Origin of the sequence: Phenylobacterium sp. J367 (assembly GCF_024699985.1) — a bacterium.
GTDB lineage: Bacteria > Pseudomonadota > Alphaproteobacteria > Caulobacterales > Caulobacteraceae > Phenylobacterium.
Map to the genome: position 1 here is coordinate 501,312 of NZ_JAJONA010000001.1, position 16,060 is coordinate 517,371.

The window sequence follows — 16,060 nt, forward strand, 5'->3', positions numbered from 1 at the left end:
CGGGGCTCGCCGAGACGCCGCCGCAACGCCACGAGGGAGCCCGCTGATGGCGCGCGGACCGACCATGTTGCTGGAGCGGGCGTTCGTGGACGCCATCGTCTGCGGCGTCGACGAGGCCGGGCGCGGGCCCTGGGCCGGGCCGGTCAGCGCCGGGGCGGTGATCCTCGACCCCAATCCGCGCAGGCATCCCAAGGGCCTGGACGACTCCAAGAAGCTGAACGCGAAGACCCGCGAGAGCCTGGAGATCGAGATCAAGGCGCGGGCGGTGGCCTGGGGCGTCGGCTTCGCGAGCGTCGAGGAGATCGCCAGCCTGAACATCCTGCACGCCACCGGGCTCGCCATGTGCCGGGCGATCGAGGCCATGGCGGTGCAGCCGACCCACGCCCTTGTCGACGGCAACTACCGCTTCAAGCTGCCCTGCGAGGTGAAGACGGTGGTGGGCGGCGACGCCAAGTCGAAGTCGATCGCCGCGGCCTCGATCCTCGCCAAGGTCGCCCGCGACCGGCTGATGGCCGAGATGGACCAGGTCTATCCGGGCTACGGCTTCGCCGGCCACAAGGGCTATCGCGCCCCGGTCCACGCCCAGGCCCTGCTCGAACTGGGCCCCTCGCCGATCCATCGCATGGCCTGGGGACCGGTGAAGCTCGCCCTGATGGGCAAGGACCCGCTCATGGCCTTCGGCGACGCCCTGCAGGACGAGCTGCCGTTCGACGCGGTGGAGTAGCGGCGCCGGGACCGGCCGGCCGAAACCTCGCCTTAACTTCCCATTGACCATAAACCTCAACCGAGCCTTCACCATGAGGCCGGAGGATTCAGACTCCTGTTTCCATGAGGCTGTCCCATGGGCTTTGCGGCCGAGACCATCATCCTGGGCGACTGTCTGGAGGAGCTGAAGAAGCTCCCCGACGGCTCGGTCGACCTGGTCTTCGCGGACCCGCCCTACAACCTCCAGCTCGGCGGCGACCTGCTGCGTCCGGACAATTCCAAGGTCGACGCGGTCGACGACCACTGGGACCAGTTCGAGAGCTTCGAGGCCTACGACACCTTCACCAAGGCCTGGCTGAAGGAATGCCGCCGCATCCTGAAGGACGACGGCGCCCTGTGGGTGATCGGCAGCTACCACAACATCTTCCGGGTCGGCGCGACGCTGCAGGACCTGGGCTTCTGGATCCTCAACGACATCGTCTGGCGCAAGGCCAACCCGATGCCGAACTTCAAGGGCACGCGGTTCACCAACGCCCACGAGACGCTGATCTGGGCGGCCAAGGCCCGTGGCGGCCGGCGCTACACCTTCAACTACGACGCCATGAAGATGGCCAACGACGAGCTGCAGATGCGCTCGGACTGGACCCTGCCGCTGTGCACCGGTGAGGAACGGCTGAAGGACGCGACCGGCGCCAAGGCCCACCCGACCCAGAAGCCGGAGGCCCTGCTGCACCGGGTGATCATGGCGTCCACCAGGCCCGGCGACGTCATCCTCGACCCGTTCTTCGGCACCGGCACCACCGGGGCCGCGGCCAAGCGGCTCGGCCGCCGGTTCATCGGCATCGAGCGCGAGGAAGAGTACGCCAGGCTCGCCAAGGACCGGATCGCCAAGGTGATCCCGGCCACGCCGGAAGAGGTGATGGTCACCGGCTCCAAGAAGTCCGAGCCGCGCATCCCGTTCGGCCAGATCGTCGAGGCCGGCCTGCTCCGGCCCGGCGACGTGCTCTACTGCTCCAAGGGCCGCAACGCCGCGCGCGTTCGCGCCGACGGCAGCCTGATCATCGGCGACATGGCCGGCTCGATCCACAAGGTCGGCGCCATGGTCCAGTCGGCGCCCGCCTGTAACGGCTGGACCTACTGGCACTTCAAGTCCGACGCGGGCCTCGCCCCCATCGACGTCCTCCGCGCCAAGGTCCGCAGCCAGCTCCCGGCCTGATCCCGCCCGTCATGGGGAGGGTCGCCGCGAGGCGAACGGGTCGGGACGTCGCGCCCGCCCCAGGCCCTCTCCCTACCCTCTCCCTCTCGGGCTTCGCCCGGGGGAGAGGAGTGGAGCTGAGACTCAGAGCCATCACCTCCTCTCCCCCGCGCAGCGGAGAGGGAGAGGGTAGGGAGAGGGCCTGCGGTGCGAAAAACCTTGACTCCGCCGGCTCCGTATGTTCCCTGTTTGTTCTCATGACCGACGATGCAGCCCAGTTCGGAGAAGACCGTCACACCGTGACGCTCCGCGCGCTCGCGGGGATGAGCCTCGAGCTCTGCCGCGACCTGCAGCAGCGGGCGCTGGACGCCGAGAACCCCGAGGACGCCGTCCGCCTCGCCACCGCCTTCCACCGGGTGAGCCGCGGCCTGCGCCAGACGCTGGCCCTGGAACTCAAGCTTGTCCGCTACAAGGACGAGGTGGCCGAGAAGGCCAAGGCCAAGGTCGACCTCGCCGAAGCCCGGGCGAAGGCCGAAGCCGAGAGCCATGAGATCGCCGTCGACCAGCGCCGGAAGGACGTCTGGGAACAGGTCGGCGACTGCTTCTGGTCCGAGCACGAAGGCGCCGACTGGAACCTCCCCGACGACGGGATCGACAAGCCCGACCGCCCGCCGCCCGAAGACCCTATGTGGGACAGGCTCGAGGCCTTCCTCGACGCCGAGGAAGCCAAACCCGACTTCCTCACCCGCGACTTCGACCTCCTCGTCATCGAAGCCTGCGACGCCATCGGCGCCGACCCCACCCTCATCTACGACATCCGCGGAAGAGAGCCGGCGCCCCAGCCCGAGCCCGCACTCGAAACCACGGACACCTCCTAACTCCGCTCATCCCGGCGAAAGCCGGGATCCAGGCTGACTCAGCAAGCGCGCTGCGCGCGACCACAGAACCACACAGAACCACACAGAAGGCGGGCCACCCGGATGGCTTGGCGCCTCGATCGTCGTTGCGCGCCTTCCAGGCGCGCGATTCAACCCTCACCGACCTCGGCCGGCTCGCCCCTTCTGTGTGGTTCTGTGTGTTTCTGTGGTTCCAAAACAGGATCGCACCCGCGCCCGCCGGCCAGCACCCGAGAAACCCGTGGTTCCCAACCGACCCAGCCTGGATCCCGGCTTTCGCCGGGATGAGCGGAGGAGGGGCGGATCAATGTCGCGTCCTTCGCGCCCGCACCCACCCCCACTGTGTCATCCCGGGGATGAGCCAAGGCTGCCCGTCTCCGCCCCCCGGTCAGGCCTGGCCTTCGCCGGCGTGAGCGGCGGCCGCATCCACCGCCGCCGCCATCCACGCCGGGATCTCGGCCCGGGCCGGCCGGCCGTCCACCGTGAGCGCGGCGCCCAGCGCCCGGTCCAGCCGCAGCAGGGCGAACGCCCGCCCCTCGCCGCCGGACAGCACCTGGCCGGCGCGCAGGTCGCCGGCCAGCACCTCGGTCCCGAAGGCCGGGGCCGGGCCGTCGAAGACGATCGGCAGGATGCGGGTCTTGATCTGCCCCCCGCCGCTTCATCCGCGAGGTGGTCTCCTGGCCGACGAAGCAGCCCTTCTTGAAGTCGATGGCATGCAGCAGGTCGAAGTTGGCCTCGATCGGATAGGTCCGGTCCGAGCCCCAGTCGGCCGGGCCCGGCACGCCGAGGGCCAGCTTCTGCCTCTCCCGCTCGGCCTCGGTGGCGAGCGCCGCGCCCGCCGGCGCCTCCGCCCCATAGCCGCGGAAACCGAGGCCCGGATGCCGCGGATCGCGCACCCATCCGGCGCCGGGGCCCTCGTCCGTGTCGAAGAGGGCCGAAACGACGAGTTCGGAAAGCGCCAGCTCCACCTTCGCCCGGAGCTTGTACATCGCGAGCCGCTGCAGGATCGCCTCGCGGTGCTCGGCCTCCACGTCCAGCAGGGCGCCGTCCTCCGTCCCGACCACGAACAGGTCGTAGAGCAGCCGGCCCTGGGGCGTGAGCAGCGCCCCCGAACCGCGCCTCGCCGGGGGCGAGGGTCTCCACGTCCTGGGTGATCAGCCCCTGCAGGAAGCTGCGCCAGTCGGGACCGGTGACCGAGATGACCGCGCGGGAGGACAGGGGGGCAAAGACGCTCATGCCGGCAATTTGGGCGCTCGCGCGGTGGAGCGCCAGCGGCGCTGCGCCTATAGAGGGGCGATGGCGCGCGGGTCCTTCCCTATCCTGTTCATCACCGCGACCCGGATCGGCGACGCGGTCCTGTCGTCGGGCCTCGTGAAGCGGCTCTCCGACGAGATCCCCGGCGCCCGCTTCACCATCGTCGCCGGCCCGGCCGCAGCCCCGCTGTTCGCCGATGTCCCCAACCTCGATCGGCTGATCGTCTTCGAGAAGGCCAAGGACGGCTCCCACTGGTTCGACCTGTGGCGCCAGGTGCGAGGCCGCAGGTGGGGCCTGATCGTCGACCTGCGCGGCTCGGCGATCTCGAGCTTCCTGCGCCGCCGGCGCCGGGCGGTGTTCCGCAAGGTCCCGGGCGAGACCGTCCACAAGGTCATCGAGGCGTCCCGCGCTCTGAAGATCGAGGACCAGCCCGCCGCGCCGTACCTCTTCACCTCCGAGGCCACCGAGGCCCTGGCCGCCGAGATCACCCAGGGCTTCGGCCCGATCCTCGCCATCGCGCCGGCCGCCAACTGGGTCGGCAAGACCTGGCCGGTGGAGCGGTTCAGCCAGGTGGCCATGCGCCTGCTGGGGCCGAACGGTCCGATGCGCGGCGGCCGGCTGATGATCCTCGGCGGGCCCGAGGACGCCAAGGTCGCCGCCCAGCTCAAGGACGTGGTGATGCGCAAGCAGCTCATCGACCTGACCGGCCGCACCGACCTGCTGACCTCCTTCGCGGCGCTGAAGCACGCGCGCCTCTACATCGGCAACGACAGCGGCACGACGCACCTCGCCGCCGCCGCCGGCGTCCCGACGCTGGCCCTCTTCGGTCCCTCGGACGAGCGGCTCTACGCGCCGTGGGGCGAGCACACCCGGGTGGTCCGCGGGCCCCGCACCTTCGATCAGGTGAGGAACGCCGACCCCACGCTCAGCCAGCAGGTCTGCCACATGATGGACCTCACCGTGGATACCGTGGCAAAGGCCGCCGAGGCCCTGCTGGCCGCCACCGAACCCACCCGCCGCGAGACCAAGCATGGCTGAGACCTACGACCTGATCGTCCGTGGCGGCGAGGTGGTGAACCACGCGGGGCGCGGGATCGCCGACATCGGCGTCCGCGGCGGCAAGTTCGCCGCCATCGGCGACCTCTCCCAGGCCAGCGCCGGCGAGGTGTTCGACGCGACAGGGCTCACCGTGATGCCCGGCGTCATCGACACCCAGGTCCACTTCCGCGAGCCGGGCCTGGAGTGGAAGGAAGACCTGGAGACCGGGTCACGCGCCGCGGTCCTCGGCGGCGTCGTCGCGGTGTTCGAGATGCCGAACACCGAGCCCACCACCACCGACCCGGACCAGCTCGCCGACAAGCTGGCGCGCGCCGCCAACCGCATGCACTGCGACCACGCCTTCTATGTGGGCGGCACGCACGAGAACACGCCGTGGCTCGGCGAGATGGAGCGCCTGCCCGGCTGCTGCGGGGTGAAGGTGTTCATGGGCGCCTCGACCGGCACCCTGCTGGTCAAGGACGACGCCGGCGTCGAGGCCGTGCTGCGCAACATCAGCCGCCGCGCCGCCTTCCACTCCGAGGACGAGTACCGCCTGGCCGACCGCCGGCCGCTGGCCCGTGAGGGCGACTGGACGAGCCACCCCGAGGTTCGCGACGCCCAGTCGGCGATCCAGTCCACCGAGCGGCTGATCCGCATCGCCAAGAGCCTCGGCAAGCGGATCCACATCCTGCACGTCACCACCGCCGACGAGATCGCCTACCTGGCCGCCCACAAGGACGTGGCCTCGGTGGAGGTGACGCCGCAGCACCTGACGCTGGCCGGGCCCGAGGCCTATGAGCGGCTGAAGGGCTACGCCCAGATGAATCCGCCGATCCGCGACGCGCACCACCGCGCCGGCCTGTGGGCCGGCGTCGCCAACGGCGTCGCCGACGTGCTCGGCTCCGACCACGCGCCGCACACCGCCGAGGAGAAGGCCCGCCCCTACCCGGCCTCGCCCTCGGGGATGCCCGGCGTGCAGACCCTGCTTCCCGTCATGCTGACCCACGTGGCCGAGGGCCGCCTCACGCTGGAGCGCCTCGTCGACCTCACCAGCCATGGGGCCAACCGCATCTTCGGCATGGCGGACAAGGGGAGGTTGGCGGTCGGCTACGACGCCGACCTGACCATCGTCGACCTGAAGGCCCAGCGCACCTTCCGCCATGAGGACATGGCCAGCCGCGTCGGCTGGACGCCCTTCGTGGACATGGAGGCCAAGGGCTGGCCGATGGCCACCATCATCCGCGGGACCGTGGTCATGCGCGACGACGAGATCGTCGCGCCGAGCCTCGGCCAGCCGGTCCGCTTCCAGGAGACCCTGAACCCGGCCTAGTCCAGCGCCGCCAGCACGTCCCTGGCGAACTTCGCCTCGTCGAACCGCTTGCCGGCCGGGTCGTAGCCGCGGCGGACGACGATCACCTTCCTCGAGGGCACGATCAGCACGTACTGCCCGCGGTTGCCGTTCATGCCGTAGACGCCTTCCGGCAGGCCCTGCGCCGGGCCGTAGAGCCAGAAGAAGGCGCCGTACCCCGGGCCGCTCGCCGGCTGGGCCGGAGCCGGCGTGGCCACGAACTTCGCCCAGCCCTTGGGCAGCAGGCGCTCGCCGTTCCAGACGCCGTCGTTCTGGTAGAGCAGCGCCAGCCGGGCGAGGTCGCGGGCCGTGGTCCAGACCTGGCTCGAGAGGATGAAGTTGCCCTGCCAGTCGGTCTCCGGCGTCGTGTGGGTCATGCCGATCTTCCAGAGCAGCTCCTGGAAGGGATAGGCGAGCGCCTTGTCCCCATCGCCCAGTGCGGCCCGCACCGCCCGCTGGGCCAGCAGGGTGTCATTGTTCGCATAGCGGAACCGGATCCCCGGCCGGACCTCCAGCGGCATCCGCGTCGCCCACTCGGTGACCGCCCCGCCGCCCACATAGACCTCGTCCGTCCGGTTGCCCGGCCCATCGGTCCACAGGCCCGAGCCCATGTGCATCAGGTTCTGAAGCGTGATCCGGGCCCGCGGATCGCCGGGCGTCCGCCACTCCGGGATGTCGGCCGGCGCCTCGACCTTCACCAGGCCCTGCTGCACGGCGCGGCCGACCACTGTCGCCGTCAGGCTCTTGGCCGCCGACCACGTCCGCTGCGGCGTGTGCATGTCGAAGTCGGCGCGGTAGCGCTCGGCGACGATCCGACCGTCCTTGAGCACCAGGACCGCGGTGGTCTTCGAGCCCTCGCCGTAGGTCGCGCCGTCGAACGCCTTCTCCGCCGCCGCGGCCAGCTTCGCGGGCGTCGCAATCCGCGTCGTGGCGTCGCCGTCCGGCCACTTGCGGGCCTCGGTGGCCGGCGCGGCCGCGTCGAACCGCGGCAGGTTCGCCACGGCCTCGGGCTCGGCGCCGATCGGCAGCTGGGCGCAGCCGAGGTTCGGCCGCCAGGCGGCGACCCGCGGCGCCATGTGCCGGTCGAACCGGACACTGACCTGCTTCGTCTCGAAGTCGATCACGGCCTCCAGGTCGCGGACGTCCTGCTGGTACTGCGGGTAGATGCCGTCGAGGTCGTCCTTCGCGATCTGCTCCGGCGTCTGGCCCGCGTTGAAGACGTCGCTGCAGAGGAAGGCCGCCTTGTAGCCCGCGGCCAGGGCCCGGGTGTGGGCGTCAGGCGCGCTCGGCGCCTGGGCCTGGACCACCGCCGGGACGAGCGCGGCCACCGCCGCCAGAGACACGAGACGCATGCGGGAGCTCCCCCTGGGTTCGGGGCAAGCCATAGAGAATATCGCCGAGCCCTGTCGAATCCGCGTCCAACGGCGCGTCTCCCCGGTGACGCCCGCATCGGCGTCGGCCAAGCTTCGAGCCGCCGGGAGGGCGAGCGCCATGAAATACCTGATGCTGATCTACGAGCCGGAGAACGTCTACGAGGGTGCCGAAGGGGAGAAGGCGCTGATGGAGATCGTCGGACGCCACATGCAGCTCGGCGAGGCTTTGCGCGCCCAGGGCGTGAGCTACATCGGGGCGCCCCTGCAGCCGACCTCCAGCGCCACCACGGTCGCCACCGGCGAGGGCGGCGTCCAGACTCTGCACGACGGCCCGTTCGCCGAGACCCGCGAGCACCTGGGCGGCTACTACGAGATGGAGCTCAAGGACCTGGACGAGGCGATCCACTGGGCCCGCCAGATCCCGGTCATGCCCGGCGGCAAGATCGAGGTCCGGCCGCACGCCGACTACGCATGATCGACGCCCAGGCGGCCCAGGCGATCGTCGCGGCCCGGCCGCGGGTCGTGGCGGCCCTGGCCGCGCGGATGCGGGACCTGGATCTCGCCGAGGACGCCTTCGCCGAGGCCAGCGCCTCGGCCCTCGTGGCCTGGCCGCACCAGGCGCCGCGCGACCCCGCCGCCTGGCTGTGGCGCGCGGCGCTCCGCAAGGCGCTGGACGCGAAGCGCCGGGCGGCAGTGCGCGAGCGGGCTGTCGTCGACGCGCCGGAGCCCGCGCCGACGCCGGAAGAGGCCCTGATGGCCGCCGACCAACCGATCCCCGACGAACGCCTGCGGCTGATCTTCGTCTGCTGCCACCCGGCGATCGGTCCGGAGGCGCGGGTCGCGCTGACCCTGAAGGTGGTCTGCGGCCTCTCCACCGAGCGGCTGGCCCGCGCGTTCCTGGTAGCCGAACCCGCCATGCTGCAGCGGATCACCCGAGCCAAGAAGAAGATCGCCCAGGCCGGCGTGCCCTTCGAGGTTCCCGGCCCTGCAGCCTGGCCGGAGCGGATGGAGGCCGTGCTGGCCACGCTCGAGATCGCCTACGCCCAGGCCTATGAGGACGCCGCCCTGGCCGGCGAGACCGCCGGCTTCGCCGCCGAGGTGCTGCGGCTCTCGGGCCTGCTGGCCGAACTCGTCCCGGACGATCCCGAAGCGCTCGCGCTGGCCGCCCTCGTCCGCTACGCCGAGGCCCGCCGCCCGGCCCGCCTGGACGCCGCCGGCGCCATGGTCCCGCCTGCCGAGCAGGACATGACCCTCTGGCGCCGTGACCTCGTCGCCGAGGGCGCCCGCCTGCTGGATCGCGCCGCCGACCAGGGCCGCAGCGGCCCCCGCCAGATCCTCGCCGCCATTCACGGGGCGCACCTGTCGCGGATCGAGACCGGCCTGACGCCCTGGGCCGACATCGTGCGGCTCTACGACATCCTGCTGGCCCTGCGCCCGACGCCGGTGACGGCGGTGAACCGCGCCGTCGCGGTGGGCGAGGCGTCCGGGCCGGAGCAGGGCTTGGCCGCCCTGGCCGAGGTGGCGACCGACCGTCTCGCCGACTGGCTGCCGTGGCACGCGGCCCGCGCCGCCCTCTTCGCCGCCGCCGGCCGGACCGCCGAGGCCCGGGCCGCCTACGACGCGGCGCTGGCCCTGAAGCCGCCGCCCGCGGAGCGGCTCTACCTCGAACGCCGCCGCCACGCATTGGCCTGAGGCTTCCCTTCCCTTCCGGCGCTTGGAATAAGGGCAGGCATGGACGCCGAGCTCCGCACCGACACCGCGCCCTTCCGCGACCCGCTCTACGCCCCGCGCCGGCTGGACGTGGACGCGCGCCCGGGCGGCGAGCTCGTGCTCACCAACTCCACTCCCTATTCCGAGCGCTTCCAGACCCTCTGGGAGGCGCTGGACTTCTGGGCGGCGGCCGCGCCGGAGCGGACCTGGCTCGCCGAGCGCTCGGGCGAGGGCTGGCGGACGTTGACCTTCCGGGAGGCCCGCGAGCGCATCGCCGCCCTGGCCGCCGGCCTGCGCGACCTGGGCGTGGTGGGCGAGCGGCCGCTGCTGATCCTCTCCGGCAACGCCATCGACCACGCGCTGATCAAGTACGCGGCCATGAGCCAGGGGATGCCGGCCGCCCCGGTCTCCGCGCAGTACGGCCTGGCGGGCGCCAACCTCGCGCGCCTGACCCACGCCGTGGAGATCCTGAAGCCCGCGGCGGTCTACACCGAGGATGCAGCGCTCTTCGCCCATGGCCTCTCGGCGGATTGCCTCGCCGGCCTGCCGGTGATCGCAGGCGCCAATCCGCGGCCGGGGGACGTGCCGCTGGACAGCCTCTACCGCGCGGGGACGGCGGCCTTCACGGCGCGGCCCGAGGACCACGCCAAGTACCTGCTGACCTCCGGCTCCACCGGCCATCCGAAGGCGGTGATCTGCACCCACCGGGCGACCTCGTTGAACGCCGCCCAGATCGAGGCCTGCTTCGCTGATCCCGACCCGCCGGTGATGCTGCACTCCGCCCCCTGGAGCCACAGCCTGGGGGCCAACGCCATCCTGCACATGGGCCTGCACCGCGGCGGCACGCTCTACATCGACCGCGGCCAGCCGACGGCGGCGCGCTTCGGCGAAACGCTGCGGAATCTCCACGAGGTAGCGCCGACCTACCAGAACATGGTGCCCGCCGGCTGGATGCTGCTGGTCGATGCGCTCGAGCGCGACGACGCCCTGGCCCGGACCTTCTTCTCCCGCGTGCGCCTGCTGCAGTACGGCGGCGCGGCGCTTGGCCAGGCCACCGCCGACCGCATCCAGGCCGTCGCCGTGCGCACGGTGGGCGAGCGGATCAGCTTCGGCTCGGGCTATGGCGCGACGGAGACCGGCCCTACCGCCTGCAACGTCCACTGGCCGAACGCCCGGATGGGGATGATCGGCCTCCCGATCCCGGGAACCTCGGTCCGGCTGATGCCGAACGCCGGCAAGCTGGAGTTCCGGGTGAAGGGGCCGCAGATCACCCAAGGCTACCTCGGCCGGCCGGACTTGAACGCCCAGATCTTCGACGACGAGGGCTTCTATGTGATCGGCGACGCCGCCCGGCTCGTCGATCCGTCCGACCCGCGCCAGGGGATGGTCTACGACGGCCGGCTGTCGGAGAACTTCAAGCTGGTCTCGGGCGCCTTCGTCAGCGTCGGCGACCTGCGGATCGGCGCGGTCGGCGCGATCGGCGGGGCGGTGACCGACGCCGTGGTCTGCGGCGAGGGCCACGATAGCGTGGGCCTGTTGCTCTACCCCAACCCCACCCTGCCCCGCGGCGAGGTCGAGGCGGCGGTGCGCGCCGGGCTGGACCGGTTCAACAGCCGGGGCCTCGGCTCCTCCGGCAAGGTCGCCCGCGCCATCCTGCTCGAGAGCCCGCCCGATCCGCATTCGGGCGAGATCACCGACAAGGGCTACATCGCCCAGAGCCTCGCCCGCACGAAGCATGGCGAGGCCGTCCGGCGGCTGTTCGCCGATCCCCCTTCCCCAGATGTGATGGTGTTTGAATGAACGGCGCCGACGCCCTGATCTCGACCCTGGTGGCCAACGAGGTCACCGCCTGCTTCGCCAACCCCGGCACCAGCGAGATGCAGTTCGTGGCGGCGCTCGACGGCGTCCCGGCGATGCGGCCGGTGCTCTGCCTGTTCGAGGGGTGGCGACCGGCGCCGCCGACGGCTACGGCCGGATGGCCGGCAAGCCCGCCTGCACGCTGCTGCACCTGGGCCCCGGCTACGGCAACGGGGTGGCCAACCTGCATAATGCCCGGCGGGCCTTCACCCCGATCGTCAACGTGGTCGGCGACCACGCCACCTATCACCGGCAGTACGACGCGCCGCTGAACTCCGACATCGCGACGCTTGTGAAGCCCAATTCGATCTGGGCGAAGTCGGCCGACAGCGCCGACAGCGTGGCCGGCCTCGCCGCCGAGGCCGTCGCCGCCAGCTACGGTCCGCCGGGCGGCCCGGTCAGCCTCGTGCTGCCGGCCGATTCCGCGTGGCTGCCGACCACCACCGAGCCGGTGATCGCCCAGAAGCCGACGCGGCCCGCGCCCGCCGGCTCGGCGGTCGACGCCGCGGCGCGCGCGCTGAAGGCCGCGAAGAAGCCGGTGGTCCTGCTGGGCGGCCAGGCCTGCCTGGCCGACGGCCTGAAGGCGGCCGCCCGGCTCGAGGCGGCGGGCGTCACTGTCTATTCCGACACCTTCGTGCCGCGCCAGCCGCGCGGCGCCGGTGTCTTCCTGCCGAAGAAGATGCCCTATTTCGGCGAGATGGCCCTGGGCGAGCTGGAAGGCGTGGACCTGATGGTCTTCGTCGGCACGACCCTGCCGGTGGCCTTCTTCGCCTATCCCGACCGGCCGAGCGTGCTGGTCCCCGACGGGTGCGAGACCCTGACGCTCGCCGAACGTTCGGAGGACTCCATCGCCGGCCTCGTGGCTCTGGCCGACGCCCTGGGCGCGCCTGCGGAAGGGCCGGTCCAGACGCTCGCCATCGCCGACGCCGCGCCGGACGGCCAGCTCAACGCCTACCACTGTGGCACGTCCATCGCCCGCCACATGCCGGAAGGCGCCATCGTCTGCGACGACGCGGTGACGTCCGGCACCGGCGTCGGCTTCGCCACGGCCACGGCCCGGGCCCACGAGGTGCTGGCGCTCACCGGCGGGGCCATCGGCATCGGCCTGCCGATCGCGGTCGGCGCGGCGGTGGCCTGCCCGGACCGCAAGGTGCTGTCCCTGAACGGCGACGGCGCGGCCATGTACACGGTGCAGGCGCTATGGACGATGGTCCGCGAGAACCTCGACATCACCGTGGTGGTGTTCGCCAACCACACCTACCGGATCCTCAATGTCGAGATGACCCGGACGGGCGCGGGCAAGGCCGGTCCCCAGGCGTCGAAGCTGCTCGACCTGGGCGACCCGAAGATCGACTGGGTGTCGGTGGCCAAGGGCTTCGGCCTGCCCGCCGTGCGCTGCGAGACCGCCGAGGCCTTCGATGCCGCCTTCGCCGCCGCCATGGCCCAGAAGGGCCCGACCTTCATCGAGGCGGCGATCTAGAGCCCAAAGAAAAGGCCCGCGGATTGCTCCGCGGGCCTCGTCCGTCAGCCTGGGCTGGGGATCAGACGTTGCCGGGCAGCTTGCAGCCGCCGGCGAAGGCGCAGCCCGTGGCGCCGATGGCGGTCACGGTCGGCGTGGTGTTGTACTCGAGCACATAGCCCTTGTAGCCGTCGGCGCAGGCGACCTCGACGAGCGTCGTGCCCTTCTGGGTCTTGGCCATCAGGCGCGAGTTCGAGACGACGCACGAGGCGACATTGTTCTTCTTCAGGTCGGCGGTGAGGCCCGAGTAGTCCACGTTGGTGGTCAGACCGCACTTGTAGCCGGCGACCAGCGCGTGGCCGCAGCCCAGGAACTGGCCCTTGCCGCTCGCCGGGAAGATGCCGACGCCGCCGGTGCCGTCCTTGCAGACCAGCTCGACGACCTCTTCCTGCCCGCGCATCGGGAACATCGCGTACTTCTCAACCTCGCAGTTGCCGCCGGCGTTCTTGGCCAGACGGGTGTAGAGGCCGGCCTGTTCACTCTGCGCCTGACGGGCGTCCGTCAGGGTGCAGCCACCGAGCACGCCCTGGGCCTTGGCGCAGTCCCAGTTCTGGGTCACGGCGCCGTTCTTCACCTTGTAGATGTAGCCCTTGCCGTCCTGGCAGGACGCTTCGAAGAAGCTGTCGCCGTCCTTGGAGGTGCCGACGAACCGGCGGTCCTTCACGGCGCACTGGGTGGTGGCGGCGTACTTGTCCACCACGGCCAGACGGGTGGCGGCGTCGCTGAGCGTGCACTTGATGTTGCCGGCGGCGTCATCGAAGTTCAGGCAGTTCTGCGCCGTGGCCGGCTTCGAATTGTCGAAGGGCGAGGCGGTGATCAGGACGTAACCTTCGCCGCCCTGGCAGGCGACTTCGAAGAACGACTGGGTCTTGCCCTGGCCGATGCCACGGACGCGCTCAGGCGTACAGGCCGCGCCGGCCTGCTGGAGCATGGGGGTCAGGACCGCCTTCGGGTCGCTGTTCGCCGGCAGCTTGCAGGGAAGCGCGGCTTCCTTGGCGCCTTCCGGCGGGGTGTTGGCCTCGATGCAGGTGAAGGCCGTGGCCTGGCCGCCGGTCGGGGCCTGCAGCACGAAGCCCATGCCTTGCGAGCAGGCGACTTCGTAGAAGCTGGTGGAGGTCTTGGCCTTCTTGTCCTCCTGCTTGCCGACATAGCGGGCGTCGGAGACCGTACAGGCCAGCCCCAGGGACTGGACGACCGCAGGGGCCTCAGCCATGCCCTGCTTGCGCTGGGCCTCGGAGATCTCTCCGCCGCCCTTCTTGGCTTGCGAAAGCGCAGCCGCCGGGACGAGCACGGCCGCCACCAGCGCCGCCGCCAGTCCGATTGCTCTGGACCTCATCTTTAGAAATCTCTCCTGGGGTTTCCTTCGGCGCGCACATAAGCGCCGCATAATACGAAGGGTCAAGATGAGCCGAGATGCTGGCCGAAGTGTGACATCGATCCAACGGCTTAGGACGCGCCCGGGCGCCTCCCGGGCGGCATTCCGCACACCCTCGTTACGGCTCAGCTAGGCTTCGCGGACCCGGAGCCGGGCGCCGTGGACGCCCACGACCTGGACGCGGGCGCCGGCCTTCAGCCGTTCGCCAGCCTCCAGTTCGGCGGCCCACTCCTTGCCGTCGATGGAGACCCGGCCCGAGCGGTTCTCGAACGCCGCCACGGCCTGGCCGTTCTGGCCGACCAGCCGCGCGATGTTGTCGTTGATGTCGTCGCCCTCGGCGACCACCGAGCGCGGCAGGTAGCGCCGGGCCGCGAGCGTCGAGGCGGCGGTCAGGCCGGCATAGACCAGGAGCGCCGCCGGGAATGAGATGCCGGTCAGCGCCAGCAGACCGACAACCCCGGCCGAGGCCGCCGCCCAGAGCAACCAGCCCGAGCCGGTGAGGATCTCCACCGCCAGGATCGCCGCGGCGAGCGCCGCCCAGGCCCAAAACGGGTGGGCGGTGTAGAGGTCGTAGGCCATTTCCATGTCTTACCCTCCGGTGGGCGGCACCGCCGAGGCGCGGCCCGCGGCGCGCGGGCGCGGCGGCGGCGGCGAGGCGGGCGGAGCGTCGGCCTGCACCGCCTTCACGAGTTCGCCGATCCCGCCGATCGAGCCGACCAGCGCGCTCATCTCGGCGGGCACGATGACGGTCTTCTGCTGCGGGCTCTCGGCCAGCTTGCCGAACGCCTCCACATACTTCTGGGCGACGAAGTAGTTGATGGCGTTCACGTCGCCGCGGGCGATGGCGTTGGACACCAGCTCCGTGGCCTTGGCCTCGGCCTCGGCTTCCCGCTCGCGGGCTTCGGCGTCGCGGAAGGCGGCCTCGCGGCGGCCCTCCGCCTGCAGGATCGCCGACTGCTTCTGGCCCTCTGCCACCGTGATCGCCGCCTGCTTCTCGCCGTCGGCCTCGGTGATCACCGCGCGCCGCTCGCGCTCGGCTTTCATCTGCCGGGCCATGGCGTTGGTGATGTCCGGCGGCGGCTGCAGATCCTTGATCTCGATGCGCGCGGCCTTGACGCCCCAGGGCGTAGTGGCGTCGTCGATGACGTTGAGCAGCCGGGTGTTGATCTGGTCCCGCTGGCTCAGAACCTCGTCGAGCTCCATGGAGCCCACCACGGTCCTGAGGTTGGTCATGGCGAGTTGCGAGATCGCATAGTGCAGGTTGTCGACGCGGTAGGCGGCCGAGGCGGCGTCCATCACCTGGATGAAGATGATGGCGTCGACCTGGACGGACACGTTGTCCTTTGTGATCACGTCCTGGCGGGGCACGTCCAGCACCTGCTCCATCATGTTGACCTTGCGCCCGACGCCTTCGACGAACGGGGTCAGGAAGCTGATGCCGGGCTTCAGCGTGCGGGTGTAGCGGCCGAACCGCTCGACCGTGTATTCGCGCCCTTGCGGCACGATCTTGATGGCGCTGAGCGCGATGATGATCGCCAGCGCCAGGAAGACCAGCGCGACTGCCAGTTCCATTCGGTCTCCTCCAGGTTGCCGCACCAGATTATCGGCGGCCGGACGACCATGATATGGGAATTAAGGCAGCGCTTGCGAGCGCCCAGCCATGTTGGCGCCCCAGTCCGGCGCCTGATAGCGCAGCGCCATGATCCGACAGACCCTATTGCTCGCCGCCCTCGCCGTCCTGGTCTCCGCCCAGGCCCCGGCTCCCAAGGCCCCCCGCCGCCAAGGCGGCC

General features: G+C 71.1%; 12 protein-coding genes and 2 pseudogenes. 9 read left to right on the forward strand and 5 right to left on the reverse strand.

All coding sequences use genetic code 11. The annotated features are described in order from the left end of the window. Positions 1-46: 46 nt before the first annotated feature. From LRS04_RS02835 to LRS04_RS02845, 3 genes are all read left to right on the forward strand, one after another. Positions 47-724, forward strand: coding sequence for a ribonuclease HII (locus tag LRS04_RS02835; protein ID WP_257815061.1), 678 nt, complete (start codon positions 47-49; stop codon positions 722-724). 117 nt (positions 725-841) lie between these two features. Then, positions 842-1,921: a site-specific DNA-methyltransferase gene (locus tag LRS04_RS02840; RefSeq protein ID WP_257815062.1), complete on the forward strand. Its 1,080-nt coding sequence runs from the start codon at positions 842-844 to the stop codon at positions 1,919-1,921. Between the two features lie 236 nt (positions 1,922-2,157). Further along, positions 2,158-2,778, forward strand: coding sequence for a hypothetical protein (locus LRS04_RS02845; protein WP_257815063.1), 621 nt, complete (start codon positions 2,158-2,160; stop codon positions 2,776-2,778). A 406-nt stretch (positions 2,779-3,184) separates the two neighbouring features. Here LRS04_RS02845 and LRS04_RS02850 read toward each other — a convergent pair. Beyond that, positions 3,185-4,032 (reverse strand): annotated as a pseudogene (locus tag LRS04_RS02850) (folate-binding protein YgfZ). A 60-nt stretch (positions 4,033-4,092) separates the two neighbouring features. Here LRS04_RS02850 and LRS04_RS02855 point away from each other — a divergent pair. Together LRS04_RS02855 and LRS04_RS02860 are read left to right on the forward strand one after the other, a co-directional pair. Then, positions 4,093-5,088 (forward strand): glycosyltransferase family 9 protein, encoded by a 996-nt coding sequence (locus LRS04_RS02855; protein ID WP_257815064.1) that lies wholly within the window; start codon positions 4,093-4,095, stop codon positions 5,086-5,088. Continuing rightward, positions 5,081-6,418, forward strand: coding sequence for a dihydroorotase (locus LRS04_RS02860; RefSeq protein ID WP_257815065.1), 1,338 nt, complete (start codon positions 5,081-5,083; stop codon positions 6,416-6,418). Before LRS04_RS02855 ends, LRS04_RS02860 begins: the two co-directional genes overlap by 8 nt. Here LRS04_RS02860 and LRS04_RS02865 read toward each other — a convergent pair. Then, the gene (locus LRS04_RS02865; RefSeq protein WP_257815066.1) at positions 6,415-7,788 is read right to left on the reverse strand and encodes a serine hydrolase; all 1,374 of its coding nucleotides are present in this window, start codon (positions 7,786-7,788) and stop codon (positions 6,415-6,417) included. The genes LRS04_RS02860 and LRS04_RS02865 overlap by 4 nt on opposite strands. Before the next feature lie 139 nt (positions 7,789-7,927). On the opposite strand from LRS04_RS02865, the gene LRS04_RS02870 reads away from it, so the two are divergent. The 4 genes and pseudogenes from LRS04_RS02870 (at position 7,928) to LRS04_RS02885 (ending at position 12,856) form a co-directional block, all read left to right on the forward strand. Continuing rightward, entirely contained in the window at positions 7,928-8,284 is a 357-nt protein-coding gene (locus LRS04_RS02870) for a YciI family protein (RefSeq protein ID WP_257815067.1), read from the forward strand. Continuing rightward, complete coding sequence (locus LRS04_RS02875) at positions 8,281-9,501, forward strand: RNA polymerase sigma factor (protein ID WP_257815068.1); 1,221 nt, start codon at positions 8,281-8,283, stop codon at positions 9,499-9,501. Before LRS04_RS02870 ends, LRS04_RS02875 begins: the two co-directional genes overlap by 4 nt. 39 nt (positions 9,502-9,540) lie before the next feature. Continuing rightward, positions 9,541-11,319 carry a feruloyl-CoA synthase gene (locus LRS04_RS02880; protein ID WP_257815069.1) on the forward strand — a complete coding sequence of 593 codons (1,779 nt, stop codon included), beginning with the start codon at positions 9,541-9,543 and terminating at the stop codon, positions 11,317-11,319. Beyond that, positions 11,316-12,856 (forward strand): annotated as a pseudogene (locus tag LRS04_RS02885) (acetolactate synthase large subunit). The gene LRS04_RS02880 and the pseudogene LRS04_RS02885 overlap by 4 nt, the downstream one beginning before the upstream one ends. 61 nt (positions 12,857-12,917) lie before the next feature. Here LRS04_RS02885 and LRS04_RS02890 read toward each other — a convergent pair. The 3 genes from LRS04_RS02890 to LRS04_RS02900 all read right to left on the reverse strand — a co-directional run bounded on the left by LRS04_RS02890 (position 12,918) and on the right by LRS04_RS02900 (position 15,842). Beyond that, positions 12,918-14,231, reverse strand: a complete 1,314-nt coding sequence (locus LRS04_RS02890; protein ID WP_257815070.1) for a hypothetical protein — start codon at positions 14,229-14,231, stop codon at positions 12,918-12,920. A 168-nt stretch (positions 14,232-14,399) separates the two neighbouring features. After that, a complete protein-coding gene (locus tag LRS04_RS02895; protein WP_257815071.1) occupies positions 14,400-14,855 on the reverse strand; it encodes an NfeD family protein in 456 nt (151 codons plus the stop codon). A gap of 3 nt (positions 14,856-14,858) precedes the next feature. Further along, the gene (locus tag LRS04_RS02900) at positions 14,859-15,842 is read right to left on the reverse strand and encodes an SPFH domain-containing protein (protein WP_257815072.1); all 984 of its coding nucleotides are present in this window, start codon (positions 15,840-15,842) and stop codon (positions 14,859-14,861) included. Positions 15,843-16,060 lie beyond the last annotated feature (218 nt).

Bases quoted from the DNA above. Each gene is read 5' to 3' on its own strand.
- LRS04_RS02835 (WP_257815061.1), top strand. From the start codon at position 47: ATGGCGCGCGGACCGACCATGTTGCTGGAGCGGGCGTTCGTGGACGCC.
- LRS04_RS02840 (WP_257815062.1), top strand. From the start codon at position 842: ATGGGCTTTGCGGCCGAGACCATCATCCTGGGCGACTGTCTGGAGGAG.
- LRS04_RS02845 (WP_257815063.1), top strand. From the start codon at position 2,158: ATGACCGACGATGCAGCCCAGTTCGGAGAAGACCGTCACACCGTGACG.
- LRS04_RS02855 (WP_257815064.1), top strand. From the start codon at position 4,093: ATGGCGCGCGGGTCCTTCCCTATCCTGTTCATCACCGCGACCCGGATC.
- LRS04_RS02860 (WP_257815065.1), top strand. From the start codon at position 5,081: ATGGCTGAGACCTACGACCTGATCGTCCGTGGCGGCGAGGTGGTGAAC.
- LRS04_RS02865 (WP_257815066.1), bottom strand. From the start codon at position 7,788: ATGCGTCTCGTGTCTCTGGCGGCGGTGGCCGCGCTCGTCCCGGCGGTG.
- LRS04_RS02870 (WP_257815067.1), top strand. From the start codon at position 7,928: ATGAAATACCTGATGCTGATCTACGAGCCGGAGAACGTCTACGAGGGT.
- LRS04_RS02875 (WP_257815068.1), top strand. From the start codon at position 8,281: ATGATCGACGCCCAGGCGGCCCAGGCGATCGTCGCGGCCCGGCCGCGG.
- LRS04_RS02880 (WP_257815069.1), top strand. From the start codon at position 9,541: ATGGACGCCGAGCTCCGCACCGACACCGCGCCCTTCCGCGACCCGCTC.
- LRS04_RS02890 (WP_257815070.1), bottom strand. From the start codon at position 14,231: ATGAGGTCCAGAGCAATCGGACTGGCGGCGGCGCTGGTGGCGGCCGTG.
- LRS04_RS02895 (WP_257815071.1), bottom strand. From the start codon at position 14,855: ATGGAAATGGCCTACGACCTCTACACCGCCCACCCGTTTTGGGCCTGG.
- LRS04_RS02900 (WP_257815072.1), bottom strand. From the start codon at position 15,842: ATGGAACTGGCAGTCGCGCTGGTCTTCCTGGCGCTGGCGATCATCATC.